At 60.6% G+C, this 14,060-nt stretch carries 17 protein-coding genes and 1 pseudogene; 9 read left to right on the forward strand and 9 right to left on the reverse strand.

Going from position 1 to position 14,060, the window contains the following annotated elements:
- Positions 1-85: 85 nt before the first annotated feature.
- Entirely contained in the window at positions 86-877 is a 792-nt protein-coding gene (locus H097_RS24420; RefSeq protein ID WP_032863030.1) for a crotonase/enoyl-CoA hydratase family protein, read from the forward strand.
- A gap of 85 nt (positions 878-962) precedes the next feature.
- Here the strand turns inward: H097_RS24420 and H097_RS24425 are convergent, their stop codons facing one another.
- Positions 963-1,718 (reverse strand): spermidine synthase, encoded by a 756-nt coding sequence (locus H097_RS24425; protein ID WP_032863032.1) that lies wholly within the window; start codon positions 1,716-1,718, stop codon positions 963-965.
- A gap of 141 nt (positions 1,719-1,859) precedes the next feature.
- Here H097_RS24425 and H097_RS24430 point away from each other — a divergent pair, with 141 nt between their 5' ends.
- A complete protein-coding gene (locus H097_RS24430) occupies positions 1,860-3,206 on the forward strand; it encodes a 3-deoxy-7-phosphoheptulonate synthase class II (RefSeq protein WP_032863033.1) in 1,347 nt (448 codons plus the stop codon).
- A 51-nt stretch (positions 3,207-3,257) separates the two neighbouring features.
- Here H097_RS24430 and H097_RS24435 read toward each other — a convergent pair whose 3' ends face one another.
- Together H097_RS24435 and H097_RS24440 are read right to left on the reverse strand one after the other, a co-directional pair.
- On the reverse strand, positions 3,258-4,490 hold the full coding sequence (locus tag H097_RS24435) for a winged helix-turn-helix domain-containing protein (RefSeq protein ID WP_032863034.1): 1,233 nt from the start codon (positions 4,488-4,490) through the stop codon (positions 3,258-3,260).
- A gap of 43 nt (positions 4,491-4,533) precedes the next feature.
- The gene (locus H097_RS24440; RefSeq protein WP_032863432.1) at positions 4,534-4,740 is read right to left on the reverse strand and encodes a DUF1127 domain-containing protein; all 207 of its coding nucleotides are present in this window, start codon (positions 4,738-4,740) and stop codon (positions 4,534-4,536) included.
- Between the two features lie 70 nt (positions 4,741-4,810).
- Between H097_RS24440 and H097_RS24445 the strand changes: the two genes are divergently transcribed.
- On the forward strand, positions 4,811-5,692 hold the full coding sequence (locus H097_RS24445) for a LysR family transcriptional regulator (RefSeq protein WP_032863036.1): 882 nt from the start codon (positions 4,811-4,813) through the stop codon (positions 5,690-5,692).
- Here H097_RS24445 and H097_RS24450 read toward each other — a convergent pair.
- Entirely contained in the window at positions 5,682-6,431 is a 750-nt protein-coding gene (locus H097_RS24450) for a sulfite exporter TauE/SafE family protein (protein WP_032863042.1), read from the reverse strand. The two genes, H097_RS24445 and H097_RS24450, sit on opposite strands and share 11 nt — an antisense overlap.
- 110 nt (positions 6,432-6,541) lie before the next feature.
- Here H097_RS24450 and H097_RS24455 point away from each other — a divergent pair, with 110 nt between their 5' ends.
- The 4 genes and pseudogenes from H097_RS24455 to H097_RS24465 all read left to right on the forward strand — a co-directional run bounded on the left by H097_RS24455 (position 6,542) and on the right by H097_RS24465 (position 8,680).
- Positions 6,542-7,492, forward strand: coding sequence for a LysR family transcriptional regulator (locus H097_RS24455; RefSeq protein ID WP_032863043.1), 951 nt, complete (start codon positions 6,542-6,544; stop codon positions 7,490-7,492).
- Between the two features lie 77 nt (positions 7,493-7,569).
- Complete coding sequence (locus H097_RS24460) at positions 7,570-8,013, forward strand: MarR family transcriptional regulator (RefSeq protein ID WP_032863046.1); 444 nt, start codon at positions 7,570-7,572, stop codon at positions 8,011-8,013.
- 46 nt (positions 8,014-8,059) lie between these two features.
- A pseudogene (locus H097_RS28945) lies at positions 8,060-8,146 on the forward strand (outer membrane lipoprotein carrier protein LolA); the annotation flags it as partial.
- Positions 8,147-8,260: 114 nt separating this feature from the next.
- Positions 8,261-8,680 carry an organic hydroperoxide resistance protein gene (locus tag H097_RS24465; RefSeq protein WP_032863048.1) on the forward strand — a complete coding sequence of 140 codons (420 nt, stop codon included), beginning with the start codon at positions 8,261-8,263 and terminating at the stop codon, positions 8,678-8,680.
- Positions 8,681-8,739: 59 nt separating this feature from the next.
- Here H097_RS24465 and H097_RS24470 read toward each other — a convergent pair whose 3' ends face one another.
- Both H097_RS24470 and earP read right to left on the reverse strand, forming a co-directional pair.
- Complete coding sequence (locus tag H097_RS24470) at positions 8,740-9,312, reverse strand: elongation factor P (RefSeq protein WP_032863050.1); 573 nt, start codon at positions 9,310-9,312, stop codon at positions 8,740-8,742.
- Positions 9,313-9,361: 49 nt separating this feature from the next.
- Positions 9,362-10,495 (reverse strand): elongation factor P maturation arginine rhamnosyltransferase EarP, encoded by a 1,134-nt coding sequence (earP, locus tag H097_RS24475; RefSeq protein WP_032863052.1) that lies wholly within the window; start codon positions 10,493-10,495, stop codon positions 9,362-9,364.
- Between the two features lie 132 nt (positions 10,496-10,627).
- Here earP and H097_RS24480 point away from each other — a divergent pair, with 132 nt between their 5' ends.
- The gene (locus H097_RS24480; RefSeq protein ID WP_032863054.1) at positions 10,628-10,987 is read left to right on the forward strand and encodes a hypothetical protein; all 360 of its coding nucleotides are present in this window, start codon (positions 10,628-10,630) and stop codon (positions 10,985-10,987) included.
- 13 nt (positions 10,988-11,000) lie between these two features.
- Positions 11,001-11,483 carry a GreA/GreB family elongation factor gene (locus H097_RS24485; protein WP_032863056.1) on the forward strand — a complete coding sequence of 161 codons (483 nt, stop codon included), beginning with the start codon at positions 11,001-11,003 and terminating at the stop codon, positions 11,481-11,483.
- Between the two features lie 5 nt (positions 11,484-11,488).
- On the opposite strand, the gene cysB is transcribed toward H097_RS24485, so the two are convergent.
- The 3 genes from cysB to H097_RS24500 form a co-directional block, all read right to left on the reverse strand.
- Positions 11,489-12,463 (reverse strand): HTH-type transcriptional regulator CysB, encoded by a 975-nt coding sequence (cysB, locus tag H097_RS24490; protein ID WP_010176165.1) that lies wholly within the window; start codon positions 12,461-12,463, stop codon positions 11,489-11,491.
- 104 nt (positions 12,464-12,567) lie between these two features.
- On the reverse strand, positions 12,568-13,068 hold the full coding sequence (locus tag H097_RS24495; RefSeq protein ID WP_032863059.1) for a universal stress protein: 501 nt from the start codon (positions 13,066-13,068) through the stop codon (positions 12,568-12,570).
- Between the two features lie 70 nt (positions 13,069-13,138).
- On the reverse strand, positions 13,139-14,056 hold the full coding sequence (locus H097_RS24500) for a 5'-nucleotidase (protein WP_032863060.1): 918 nt from the start codon (positions 14,054-14,056) through the stop codon (positions 13,139-13,141).
- Positions 14,057-14,060: the final 4 nt, after the last annotated feature.

Here is a 14,060-nt window from a genome sequence, read left to right on the forward strand (position 1 = left end):
CCTGTTGGTCATTGCGCTTAAACGCTTCACCTTTTGCAGTGGGCCCTTCGGTCCGAAACTGCCTTTCGCGCCCGAGGATCCACCCATGAAACAAGCCAGCAGTAGCCGCGTCAGCCGTGAACTACAAGGGCATGTCCTGCTGCTGGGACTTGATCGGGTCGCCAAGCGCAACGCTTTTGACCTCGACCTGCTCAACGAACTGAGCCTGGCCTATGGCGAGTTCGATCGCAATGAAGAAGCGCGCGTGGCCGTGGTGTTCGGGCATGGCGACCACTTCACCGCCGGGCTGGACCTGATCAACGTCGCCCACACCATGGCGCAAGGCTGGCAACCGCCGCTGGGAGGCTGCGACCCATGGGGCGTGTTCGCCGGGCCCAGGGTCAGCAAACCAGTGATTGTTGCCGCGCAGGGCTATTGCCTGACCATCGGTATCGAATTGATGCTCGCGGCGGACATCAACCTGTGCGCCAGCAATACGCGCTTTGCGCAGATGGAAGTACAGCGTGGGATCTTTCCTTTTGGCGGCGCCACCCTGCGCCTGCACCAGATCGCCGGCTGGGGCAATGCCATGCGCTGGTTGCTGACGGGCGATGAGTTCGATGCCCATGAAGCGCTACGACTGGGGCTGGTGCAGGAGGTCATGGCCAGCGAAGACCTGCTGCCCCGGGCGCTGGCCCTGGCCAATCGGATCGCCAGCCAGGCGCCGCTGGGGGTGCAGGCGACTTTGACATCGGCACGCCAGGCGCGGGATGAAGGCGAGACCGCTGCGGCGGCCGGGCTGCCAGTGCTGGTCGAGAAACTGCTTAACAGCGAGGATGCTAAGGAAGGGGTGCGGGCGATGCTGGAGAAGCGGCCGGGGGTGTTCAAGGGATTGTGAGCAGATGTGATGGCCTCATCGCGGGCAAGCCCGCTCCCACAGGTGTACGCGGTCATCTTGACCGCGATGAGGCCAGTACAGGCAACTAGGTCGCCGGACGAACAGCCTTGATCAACGCCTGCAACGAATACCCCAGGCGCGGCGCCAGCGCCTCGGCCCGCGCTGAAACCGCCGCCAGGTCCAGCGTCTGCTCCAGATCCGCCGGCACCAGCAGGATCACGTTGCCCTCCTTCACCGGCAACTCCCAGTAATGCCGATGATAAAGCCCGCGCAACAGTGCAGCACCCAGCGGCTTGCCATCATCGGTCGCCCACTGGTTGATCACCAGCCATCCACCGGGGTTGAGTTTTTTCTGGCAATTTTCCAGGAAGGTCCAGGCCAGGTGACCAACCCCCGGCCCCACATCGGTATACAAGTCAACGAAAATCAGGTCCGCCGGCTCCGCAGTCTCCAGCAACTCCAGTGCATCGCCCACGCGGATGTACAACCGCGGGTCATCATCGAGCCCTAAATACTCGATAGCCAGGCGCGGCACGTCCGGGCGCAACTCAATGGCCTCGACATCTTCCAGGGGCAGGAATTTGAGGCAAGCCTGGGTCAGGGTCCCGGCACCCAGGCCGAGGAACAGCGCACTTTCGGGCTGCTCATGGCACAGGGCACCAATCAGCATGGCACGGGTGTAGTCATACTCCAGCCAGCTCGGATCGGCAGTAAACACACAGCTCTGCTCGATGGCATCGCCAAACTCAAGAAAGCGGTAATCGGCCACTTCCAGCACACGGATCATGCCGAAGTCGTCATGGACCTCAGCCAGCAGGCGCTCGACGCGCTCCTCAGACATTTCATCTCCTAATGGCCCCGGCACGGGTGCAAGCCGCCTGGTACCAGGCGGGAAAGGCGCGATTGTCGGCCAAGCAGCGCCAGCAGGTCACGCACTAATTGCTGATAACATGCACGTCCCCGACATTCATTCGAGTTCACGATGAGCCAACCCTGGAGCCCTGACAGCTGGCGCGCCCTGCCGATCCAGCAACAACCCCGCTACCCTGACGCCGCGCACTTGTTGCAGGTCGAGCAGAGCCTGGCCAGTTACCCGCCGCTGGTCTTCGCCGGCGAAGCCCGGGAGCTGCGCCGCCAGTTTGCCGAGGTGACCCAGGGTCGCGCGTTCCTGCTGCAAGGTGGCGATTGCGCCGAGAGCTTTGCCGAATTCTCCGCCGCAAAGATCCGTGACACCTTCAAAGTGCTGCTGCAGATGGCCATTGTCATGACCTTCGCCGCCGGCTGCCCAGTGGTAAAAGTCGGGCGCATGGCCGGCCAATTCGCCAAGCCGCGCTCGGCCAATGATGAAACCATCGACGGCATCACCCTGCCCGCCTACCGTGGCGACATCGTCAACGGCATCGGTTTCGACGAGAAAAGCCGCGTCCCGGATCCCGACCGCCTGCTGCAGTCCTACCACCAGTCCACCGCCACCCTGAACCTGCTACGGGCCTTCGCCCAGGGCGGTTTTGCCGACCTGCACCAGGTGCACAAGTGGAACCTGGACTTTATTGCCAACTCCGCCCTGGCCGACAAGTACAGCCAACTGGCAGACCGCATCGACGAGACCCTGGCCTTCATGCGTGCCTGCGGCATGGACACCTCGCCCCAATTGCGCGAGACCAGCTTCTTCACCGCCCACGAAGCCCTGCTGCTCAACTACGAGCAAGCCTTCGTGCGCCGCGACAGCCTGACCAACGACTACTACGACTGTTCGGCCCATATGCTGTGGATCGGCGACCGCACGCGCCAGCTCGATGGCGCCCACGTCGAGTTCCTGCGCGGGGTGAACAACCCGATCGGGGTCAAGGTCGGCCCGAGCATGAACCCCGACGACCTGATTCGCTTGATCGATATCCTCAACCCGGACAACGACCCCGGCCGCCTGAACCTGATCGCGCGCATGGGCGCCAACAAGGTCGGCGACCATCTGCCCAACCTGATCCGCGCCGTGCAGCACGAAGGCAAGCAGGTGCTGTGGAGCAGCGACCCGATGCATGGCAACACCATCAAGGCCAGCAGCGGCTACAAGACCCGGGACTTTGCGCAGATCCTCAGCGAAGTGAAGGAGTTCTTCCAGGTTCATGAAGCCGAAGGCACTTATGCCGGAGGGATTCATATCGAAATGACCGGACAGAATGTTACCGAATGCATTGGTGGCGCGCGGCCGATTACCGAGGATGGCTTGTCGGACCGCTACCACACCCATTGCGACCCACGGATGAACGCCGATCAGTCGCTGGAATTGGCGTTCCTGATTGCCGAGACATTGAAACAGGTCAAACGCTAGAGCGGTGGTGGCCTGATCCACCGCTATCGCGGGTAAGCCCGCGATAGCGCCCTACCTGGCAACTTCCATCGCCAGCATCGCCACCCGCAACCGGGCCGCACTGTGCCGCTGACAGTTGATCTGCACCTGCGCCAACCCCAGCCAATCGGCCATCTGCCGCAAGTTCAACGCCAACGCCAGCATCCCCGCCTCGTCCAACCCCGGTTCTTCCTCGTGCACGGCATGCACCGCCAGCCGGCCATTGGCCCGCTCGGCCCGCAAGTCCACCCGCGCAGCAATCCGTTCGTTGTGCAGAAACGGCAGCACGTAATAGCCATACACCCGTTTATCCTGCGGGGTGTAGATTTCCAGTCGATAGCGAAAGTCGAATAATCGTTCGGTGCGGCTACGCTCCCAAATCAGTGAATCGAAGGGCGACAGCAAGGCACTGGCCACCACCTTGCGCGGGACGCTTGGCTCGGGCAGGCAATAAGCCGGCTGCTTCCAACCCTGAACCTGGCAGACCTGCAATTGCCCATCCTCGACCAATTCGGCGAGGCGCCCGCGACTCTGCGCGGGTTCCAGGCGGAAGTAATCGCGCAGGTCCTTTTCCGTAGCGACACCCAACGCCGTTGCGGCATGCACTATCAGACCACGCTGGGCGCTGGCTTCGCTCAAGGGCGCCTGTTGCAGAATGGCCGCTGGAATGACTCGCTCCGGCAAGTCGTACAACCGCTCGAAACCCCGCCGCCCGGCCACCGTCACCCAGCCCGCGGCGAACAACCACTCCAAGGCGTGCTTTTCATCACTCCAGTCCCACCAGGGCCCGGCGCGCTCTTCACGGGTCGACAGGCTGCCAGCTCCCAGCGCGCCCTGTTGTTCGACGATAGCCAGCACGCGGCGGATGGTGGCCTGCTGCTCGCGGCCAAAACGCGCCATCTGCTGATAGATCCCCTGCCCCTCGGACGCGCGCTGCATGCGCCAGCGCATCAACGGATACAGTGCCATGGGCAGCAGGGAGGCCTCATGCCCCCAATATTCAAACAGCGTGCGCCGTCGGCCCTGGCTCCAGGCGGCCTGTTCGAGCAGCAGCGGGGAATAATTGCCCAGGCGGGAAAACAGCGGCAGATAGTGGGAGCGCACCACTGCGTTGACCGAATCGATCTGCAATACGCCCAGGCGCTCGATCAGGCGATTGACCTGCGCGGCCTTGACCTGCGCCGGCGGCTGGCGCCCGCTGAAACCTTGGGCCGCCAGCGCCAGACGGCGCGCCTGCTTGAGGGAAAAACTCAGTTCTGCGGGCATGTGCATCTCCTGATTACGCCCGCGAACTGTAGCGCGATGCCCGTCATTTACCCAACGGATCATTCCAGAAATGCCGGTGGCGCTCCTGCTCCACATCGGCACGCGTCAAACCGATATCCTTGAGCGACTCATCACTCATGCTTGCCAGCAACTGACGTTCGCAATGCAGGGCATACCAACGAGAAACTCGTTGAAACAGCCCGGAAAACGGCCGCCTTACCATCAACACAAAACCTTTCTGACCTTTCATCATCTCGCCCTCCAGTGGGGATGACTGAAGTCTGTGCCTGCGGCTATGATCAATCCAACGAATGTTTCTTATGTTATACATCTCGGAGATTGATCAATTGTCCAACTACCCGAGCATCGACACCGACGTGCTGCGCACCTTCGTCGCCATCGCCGACCAGGGCGGTTTCACCCGCGCCGGCGAGTTGGTCAATCGCACCCAGTCCGCCGTGAGCATGCAGATGAAGCGCCTGGAAGAAGACGTGCTGCAACGCAAGCTGTTCGAGCGCGATGGGCGGCAGGTCAGGCTCACACCCGAGGGCCAGGTGTTGCTGGGGTATGCGCGGCGCATCCTGAAACTGCACAGCGAGGTGTTCAACACCCTGCGCGAACCGCACATGGTCGGGCTGGTGAGGATCGGCACCCCGGATGACTATGTGATGCGCTACCTGCCGGGCATTCTCAAGCGGTTTTCCAAGGCATACCCGCTGATCCAGATCGAGATGCACTGCGAAGGAACACCCATCCTGATGCAGCGACGCGACCTGGCACTCACGGTGGTCAGCCGCGAGGCGGGTAATGAAATCGGCGAGCTGTTGCGTAATGAACGCATGGTCTGGGTGGCCTCCCCCTGCTTCTGCGTGGATGAACACGAAGCCCTGCCCCTGGCGATTTCCGGCATGGACAGCTTCTGCACCCAATGGGCCCGCGCTTCGCTGGATGCCGTAGGGCGCGAGTATCGCCTGGCCTATCACAGCTCCAACGGCGCGGCGATCCAGGCGGTGGTCGGTGCGGGGCTGGCGGTGACGGTCATGATGGAAAGCCTGGTCACCGAAGATCTGCGCATACTCGGCAGTGACGAAGGTTTCGGCCCCCTGCACACGGTCAACCTGCGACTGCTGCGCAACCCGAGCATGTCCTCCCCCATCACCGAATGCCTGGCGGAATACATCCTGGAGGGTTTCAGACTTTAAAGGTCAACATCACCGCGCACATCACCAGGAAGCCGCAGAACAAACCGCGCAACAGGCGCTCCGGCAATGCGTGGGCGATTTTCACGCCCCAACTGATGCTGAGCAACCCGCCGACGGCCAGGGGTACGCCGATCAGCCAATCCACTTCGTGGTGCCAGGCATAGGTCACCAGCGTGACGCCTGTACTAGGCAAGGCCAATGCCAGGGAAAGGCCCTGGGCGACCACCTGGGTGGTGCCGAACACACTGGTCAAGACCGGCGTCGCAACCACCGCGCCGCCGACACCGAACAGGCCACCCATGGAACCCGACGCCGCTCCCAACACCCCCAGCCACGGCCAGGAGTAACGCATCTGCGCACTGGGTGGCGCATTGCTGGTGACCATACGCAACAAGTTGTACGCCGACAGGGCCACCAAAAACGCAATAAAGCCAATACGCATGACGCCCGCATCGATGCCTACCGCCCAGATCGAACCCAGCCAGGCAAAGCAGAAACCCGTGACGCCAAGGGGCAAGGCATGGCGCAGCTCAATGCGATTACGCTGGTGATAACGCCACAAGGCCAGCATCACATTCGGCACCACCATCACCAGCGCCGTGCCTTGGGCGATTTGCTGATCGAGGCCAAACAGCACGCCCAGCACCGGAATCGCGATCAGCCCGCCACCAATGCCAAACAGACCGCCGACGGTACCCAGGGCTATGCCCAGCACCACATACATCGCCATATCCACCACAGCTACACTCCCGCACTGACTCAAGCTCTGCATGCTACGCAGTCCACTCTGGCATGGAAACGCATAGCAACGCACAATGGCTATGCCAAATACGCACAAGCGAATCCCCCATGAACCCCACGACCTTGACTGACCAGCTGGGCCTGTTCCTCGATGTGCTGGAGGCCGGCAGCTTTTCCGCAGCCGCGCGCCGCCATCCGCTGACCCCTTCCGCTGTTGCCCGTAGGATTGACAGCCTGGAGGGCGCCCTGGGCAGCCAGTTATTCCTGCGCAGTACCCATGCGGTGCTGCCCACCCCCGCCGGCCTGGCGTTTGCCGAGCGCGCGCGGCGGATTGTCCGGGAGTTGCAATTGGCGCGGGCCGAAGCCGTGTCGCTGAGCCATGCGCCCGAGGGCCTGATTCGCGTGGACGCGCCCGCCGCCTTTGGCCGGCGACACCTGGCGCCGGCCATTGCGGACTTTCTGACCGTCTACCCGGGCCTGGACGTGCACCTGCACCTGATCGACAGCTTTGTCGACATGCAAGGCGAACACCTGGGCAAGGTGGATCTGGTGCTGCGCGCGGGACATATCGTCGACACCCGGCTGATCGCCACGCCATTGGCCAGCATCGTGCGAATCGCCTGTGCCAGTCCGGCCTACCTGAAAAACCGTGGTACACCGACCCACCCCAGCCAACTCAACGAACACGATGGCCTGGATTGGGAAGGACTGGCGCCGATGTTCGCCTGGCGCTTTGAACTCGATGGGCGCAAGAACACTTACCGCCCACAGCGTATCCGCATGAGCGCCAACAATGCCGAAGCCCTGCTGTCCGGTGCCCTGGCCGGCCTGGGCATCGCTCACCTGCCGACCTGGCTGGCCAGTGAATACCTTGTGCGCGGCGAACTGGTACCGTTGTTCTGCGAAAACGGCCTGCCTACCGCCGAAAGCGCGGGTATTTACGCCCTGCGCCTGGAGCAGCAGGCCAACGCCCGCAGCCGCCTGCTGCTGGAGTACCTCAAGAGCCGTTTCAGCCCCGTCCCGCCTTGGGATCTGGCACTGCAAAGCGGCTGGGGCTGACAACTGCCACAGAATTATCTGGCGCGTTAAAGATTTGGCCGCTAGATTCCAGATCAAATACGCTTTAAGGCACTGCCATGAAAGACTCTTGCGACGCCCTGCTTCTGAACAACCAACTGTGCTTCGCCCTGCACTCCACGTCGTTGTTGATGACCAAGGTCTACAAACCCCTGCTGCAAGCCCTTGGCCTGACCTACCCGCAGTACCTGGCCATGATGGTGTTGTGGGAAAAGGATGGTTTGACCGTGGGCGAAATCAGCAACCGCCTACTCACCGACCCGGGCTCGCTGACGCCACTGCTCAAGCGCCTGGAGGCCGAAGGCCTGTTGAGCCGTACGCGCAGCCGTGCCGATGAGCGCGTGGTCGTGGTGGAGTTGACCGAGGCAGGTCGAGCGTTGCGAGACAAGGCTATGGATGTTCCTCCATGCATCTTCGGCGCCAGCGGGTTGCAGGTGGAGCAACTGCAGAAGCTGCAGGCGGACTTGCTGCAATTGCGCAGGAACTTGCAGGGTAGCGTCTGACCCTCTCACTGTTTTCGACCGAACATAGGCCCCTATAGGGGCCGGCTTGCCGGCGAAAATCGCCAACGATAATGCGGGGGGCCAGGTGCCCCGCGTCGCGCTCAGGTTTTTCGCCAGCAAGCTGGCTCCTACAGGTAATCGTGGTCATTTAAAAAATATATTGCGCGCAAAATATTTGCACGATAGATTTATCTCGCCAACTATTTATCGCACTAACTTTTAGTGTAGAAGAAGCGAGGAAAAACCCATGCAAACCCTCTATACCGCAGTAGCCACCGCCACCGGCGGCCGTGATGGTCGCGCCGTTTCCAGCGACAACATCCTCGACGTCAAGCTCGCCACCCCAAAAGAGCTGGGCGGCGCCGGCGGCCAAGCCACCAACCCGGAACAACTGTTCGCCGCTGGCTACTCGGCCTGCTTTATCGGTGCCCTGAAATTCGTCGCCAGCCAGAGCAAACGCAAAATCCCCGATGACGCCTCGATCACTGCCCATGTAGGCATCGGCCAGATCCTCGGTGGTTTTGGCCTGGACATCGACCTTCACGTATCCCTGCCCGGCCTGGCCGCGGATGAGGCACAAAGCCTGGTGGATGCCGCACACCAGGTCTGCCCGTACTCCAATGCCACTCGTGGCAATGTCGATGTGCGCTTGCATATCACTGTGTGACGGGAAACAGGCATAAAAAAACCCGACTCTTGGTCGGGTTTTTGTCAGTAACGCCAGAATTACTTCTTGGCGCGACCTTTGTACGAACCACCTTCGCGGGTGTCGATCTCGATCATGTCGTCGATTTCGATGAAATCAGCCACTTGCAGCTCGGTACCGTTAGCCAGCTTGGCAGGCTTCATCACTTTGCCCGAAGTGTCGCCGCGAGCGGAACCTTCGGTGTAGGCAACCTTACGCACGATGGTGGTCGGCAGCTCTACGGAAACCAGGCGATCTTCGAAGAAGATGGCTTCGCAAACGTCGGTCATGCCTTCTTCCACGAACGGCAGAACGGCTTCGATGTCTTCAGCGTTCAGCTCGTACATGGTGTAGTCGGTGGTGTCCATGAACGTGTAGGTGTCGCCGCTGATGAAGGACAGGGTCGCTTCCTTGCGGTCGAGGATCACGTCGTCCAGTTTGTCATCGGCGCTGTATACGGTTTCGGTCTTGTAACCGGTCAGCAGGTTCTTCAGCTTGGTCTTCATGATTGCGCTGTTACGACCAGACTTGGTGAACTCAGCTTTCTGAACCAACCAAGGGTCGTTGTCGATACGGATCACGGTACCGGGTTTCAGTTCTTTACCAGTTTTCATTACGAATATCCGAAATTTGGATGGGATTTACAAAAATCAAGGTCGCGTATCATATCCAATTTTCATAAAACTGTACCAGCGCCGTCGCAAGATCGGCTTGCAAGGCCTGTTCCAGACACCATTTTTCGGCGTGTGTGGTCAGTTCCGGCCAATGTTCAAGCAGCATTTTCCAGCTTGAGGCCATATCGCTGTCTGTGTTCCAGGCTTGCCATAGGGCAATCAGCGCAGTTTTCGCCAGTGCAGACAGATCCTGGGTGTAGAGCGTGAGGAAGGCATCGAGCTTGTCCAGGTGAATGTCGTCATCCTGTCGGTAGATATGCCATAGCAACGGACGTCCTGCCCACTGCGCCCGCACAAAGGAGTCTTCGCCGCGTACGGCGTTGAAGTCACAGCACCACAGCAAGCGGTCGTATTGTTCCTGCCGCACGAACGGCAGCACCTGTACCGTCAGGGTACCGCGCAGATGAACATCCCCCGCTGCCAACGTCTCGATACTCAACCAGCGTTGCACGTCGCCAAGGATGCGCCCTTCCGGCACCAGCAGATGAGTGGCTTGCCCATCAGACGCCAACACGTCCAGCCAACTGGCCAAGCCGGCGTTTTCATAGGCAAACAACGACATCAAACGCGCGCCCTTTGCGGGAAAGACGCCCAGCGCTTGTAGGAATTGTTGCTGAGCCTGCCGATCACGCCCAAAGGCCTGCCGCTGTTCGATCAGCCCGGCCTCACGCAGCAAGCCGCCCGTACCAGGACGAAATCCGGGAAAGAAGAAATACTTTTGCACGCCCTTGAACTTCACCGACGGCAGGCCGTGGCAACCGACTACCCATTCTTCGGCACTCAAATAGTCGAGGTTCATCCACAGTGGCGGGAGCTCACGCCCAGCCATGGCCTCCATGTAGTCATGGGGCAATTGGCAGGCAAAGGCGGCGATCACCACATCGGCTGCCGGCGTCGCAACCCACTCCTGCGACCAGTGACGGACATCGACACCCTCTTGCCACTGCTGGTCCAACCGCACATCCACCTCTGGGCACATGCGTTCGAACGCCCGTAAATCATCGACCCACAAGCGCACCACGCAGGCGTGTTCCGCTGCCAATTGCCGGGCCAGGCGCCAGGTCACGCCGATGTCGCCGTAGTTATCGACGACGCTGCAAAAAATATCCCAGCGGGCTTTCATTCCGGGCTCCATCATTGAAAGGCTCGATTGTCCGCATAAATGCCGCCATGCAGAAGGGTTGATCGCGATTATTCTGCACGCCGGCTGTGCGACAATCCGCAACTCACCGCAACCGCCCGCCAGGAGGCCGCCATGTCCGATCGCCCGCTGTCGATGTTCAAACTCAGTATTGCCGTGGCCCTGGGCCTGTGGCTGGGCTTTGTCGCCATCGTGCTGACAGGCTGGCTGGCCTCGCGCTACCTGTTTGAACAGCCCGTGGCCCAGGTCGTGCAACAGTTGGGCAAGCCGCCTGCCGTGACGCCTGAACCGCCGAACCAAATGTTCGAGCAATACCAGCAAAACCTGCACAAGCAGGAGCAACAACAGGCGATGGAGCAGGCGCGCGCCAACCCGCGCAACCTGTCCAACCCCAAATGCCAGTTCTGGCTCCAGCAGGACCAGAACGCCCCCAGCGACAAGAGCCGGGCCAACGTCCTGCAATTGTGTGATTGAGCCGCAAGCCCCCATGAATAAACACGCCGTCCTCCAGTTGATCCTGGAAAAACTCGCCGCCGATCTGGATGTGGCCCAACGCGCCGCGCAAACCGCGTACGAAACCGCGACCCACGAAGAAAATATCGCCGAGAACAAATACGACACCCTGGGCCTGGAGGCGTCTTACCTTGCCGCCGGACAGGCCAAGCGCGTCGAGGAGATCAAACAGTCACTGGTGCTGTGCCAGCACCTCAACCTGCGGCCCTACGATGAGCAACGAGGTATCGAAGTGGGCGCCCTGCTCGGCCTGGAAGACGACAACGGTCGCCAGCAATGGCTGTTCCTCGCACCGGATGCGGCAGGCTTGAAAGTCTACGTGGTGGGGCAGTTGGTGACCGTCATCACCCCTCGTTCGCCGCTGGGCAAAAGCCTGCTGGGCAAGTTCGAAGGGGATGAGGTGGAGATTCTGGTGGCGGGCGCCCGGCAACAGTTCACCGTGACCGAGGCCCGCTGAGCCGATCAGTGAACCGGCAGTTCAACGCCGTCGAAGAGTTCTTCCAGTTCCTGCTTGTTGTGGCACTGGATCGCCTTGGCCATGACTTCACGGGTCAGGTGCGGGGCGAACTTCTCGATGAAATCGCACATGAAGCCGCGCAGGAACGTGCCACGACGAAAGCCTATCTTGGTCACGCTGGACTCGAACAGTTCGCTGGCATCGAGCACCACCAGGTCGCTGTCGAGCTTGGTATCGACCGCCATCTTGGCCACGATGCCGACGCCCAGGCCCAGGCGCACGTAAGTCTTGATCACGTCAGCGTCAGCCGCGGTGAACACCACTTTGGGCGTGAGGCCGCGATGGCTGAAGGCTTCGTCGAGTTTGGAGCGGCCGGTGAAGCCGAACACGTAGGTGACAATCGGGTATTCGGCCAGGGCTTCAAGGGTCAGCTTCGGCAGTTTGGCCAATGGGTGTCCCTGAGGGACCACTACACAGCGGTTCCAGCGATAGCACGGCATCATCACCAGGTCACCGAACAGCTCCAGGGCTTCGGTGGCGATGGCGAAGTCGACGGTGCCGTCAGCCGCCATTTCGGCGATCTGCATCGGCGAGCCCTGGTGCATGTGCAAGGCCACGTCCGGGTACTGCTTGATGAACGAGCTGATCACCGGCGGCAGCGCATAACGCGCCTGGGTGTGGGTGGTGGCGATCGACAGGGTGCCTTTTTTCTCGTTGGAGAACTCCTGGGCGATCTGCTTGATGCTTTCTACCTTGCGCAGGATTTCGCCGGCCGTGGTAATGATGCGCTCACCGGCTGGCGTAACGCGGGTCAGGTGTTTGCCGCTGCGGGCGAACACTTCGACGCCCAGTTCGTCTTCCAGCAGGCGGATCTGTTTACTGATACCCGGTTGCGAGGTGTAGAGGCTTTGAGCCGTGGCGGAAACGTTGAGGTCGTGGTGCGCCACTTCCCAGATGTAGCGCAGTTGTTGAAGCTTCATATGTGTCCCTCAAAGCAGATAGACGCCACGGATATCAGCGACGGTATATAACTATATTAAAGGTTTGAATGATAAATCTAGAACTTTTTATCGTTTACGCCCCATCACACATCATCACTGCGCCGACGCTGCAGTAAAGGCACCAGATACACCGGCACCTGGGATAACTGCAACACTCGCGCCGCAGTACGTCCCAGTGGGGTCGAGATCCCTGTGCCCTGGCTATGACTTCCTACGATCAACAAATCCACCGAGAGTTTCTGCGCCTGGTCGAGAATCACTTGGGCGGGATCCCCCTGGATCACCCGCACCGAGCGAATCAGCTTCAAATCCTGGGCGTCGTCCTCCAGCTCTTCGCGAAAGCTGTCCAGTACCCGCCGCTCAATACTCGCCATCACTGTGTCCAATCCCTGGGTCTGCCATTCACTCAGTGCATGCTCATCAAGGTAGCTTTGCAGCACCGACTCGGCGAACAGCCCGATAGGCTCTACAACATGAATCACATAAAGATCAGCCTTGAACGTTCGCGCCATCGCCAGCGCATGTTGCATCACATAAGGCGCATAAACACCCAAGTCAGTGGCGTACAACATCGAACCGATCATAAAACCTCCTGGACTGCCAGGATGGCGGGGGTTGCTTCAGCTTAGCAGCGCCTTGGCGACTGCGATGGACTTAGCTTTCGACCTGGATTTTTGGTTCATTGCTGATGCCATGGGGCACATGCCCGGTGGCCACCACCGCCCTGGCTTTTTCGCAATGACCGGCCTGATCGTCGAAAAACACATCGGCAGCAAACGCCTCAAGGAACGCTGATTTCTCCAGGCCACCCAGAAACAGCGACTCGTCCAGGCGGATATCCCACTCACGCAAGGTGCGGATCACCCGTTCGTGGGACGGCGCCGAACGCGCCGTCACCAGCGCCGTGCGGATCGGGCATGACTCGTCGGAAAATTCGCGCTGCAGCAGATTGAGCGCCGCCAGGAAGCCTTTGAAGGGACCGCCGCGCAGAGGCTCGCGGGCCGACTGCCGCTCGCTGGCCTGGAACGCTTCCAGGCCACCGGTTTGGTAGACACGCTCGGACTCATCGGAAAACAGCACCGCGTCGCCATCGAAGGCTATCCGCAGTTCGGCGCTGGAGGCCCGCCGTGCGCCTCCAGACAAAATAGTCGCGGCGGCAAAACCTTCGTCCAGCGCACTGCGCACATCTTCGGCGTGGGTCGAAAGGAACAAGTGACTGCCAAACGCGGCCAGGTAAGGGTGCGGGTTACGCCCACCGACAAACGCGGCACGGGAAATATCCAGACCGTAATGCTGGATCGAATTGAACACACGCAAACCGGTGTCGGCACTGTTGCGCGACACCAGTACCACTTCGACCCGAGCCCGCCCGAGGCTGGCGTTCAGGCTCAGGAGTTTCTTGACCAAGGCAAAGGCTTCTCCCGGCTCAAGGATTTCCTCCTCGTGCTCAATCTGGTATTTGCGGTACGCCTCGACGCCTTGGGCCAGGTAGATCTTGTGGCTTTCGCTCAGGTCGAACAGCGCTCGCGAGGAAATCGCCAGCACCAGTTTGTCGCTTATCCCTTTGGCCATGTCA

The organism is Pseudomonas sp. FH4, assembly GCF_000510915.2.
GTDB lineage: Bacteria > Pseudomonadota > Gammaproteobacteria > Pseudomonadales > Pseudomonadaceae > Aquipseudomonas > Aquipseudomonas brenneri.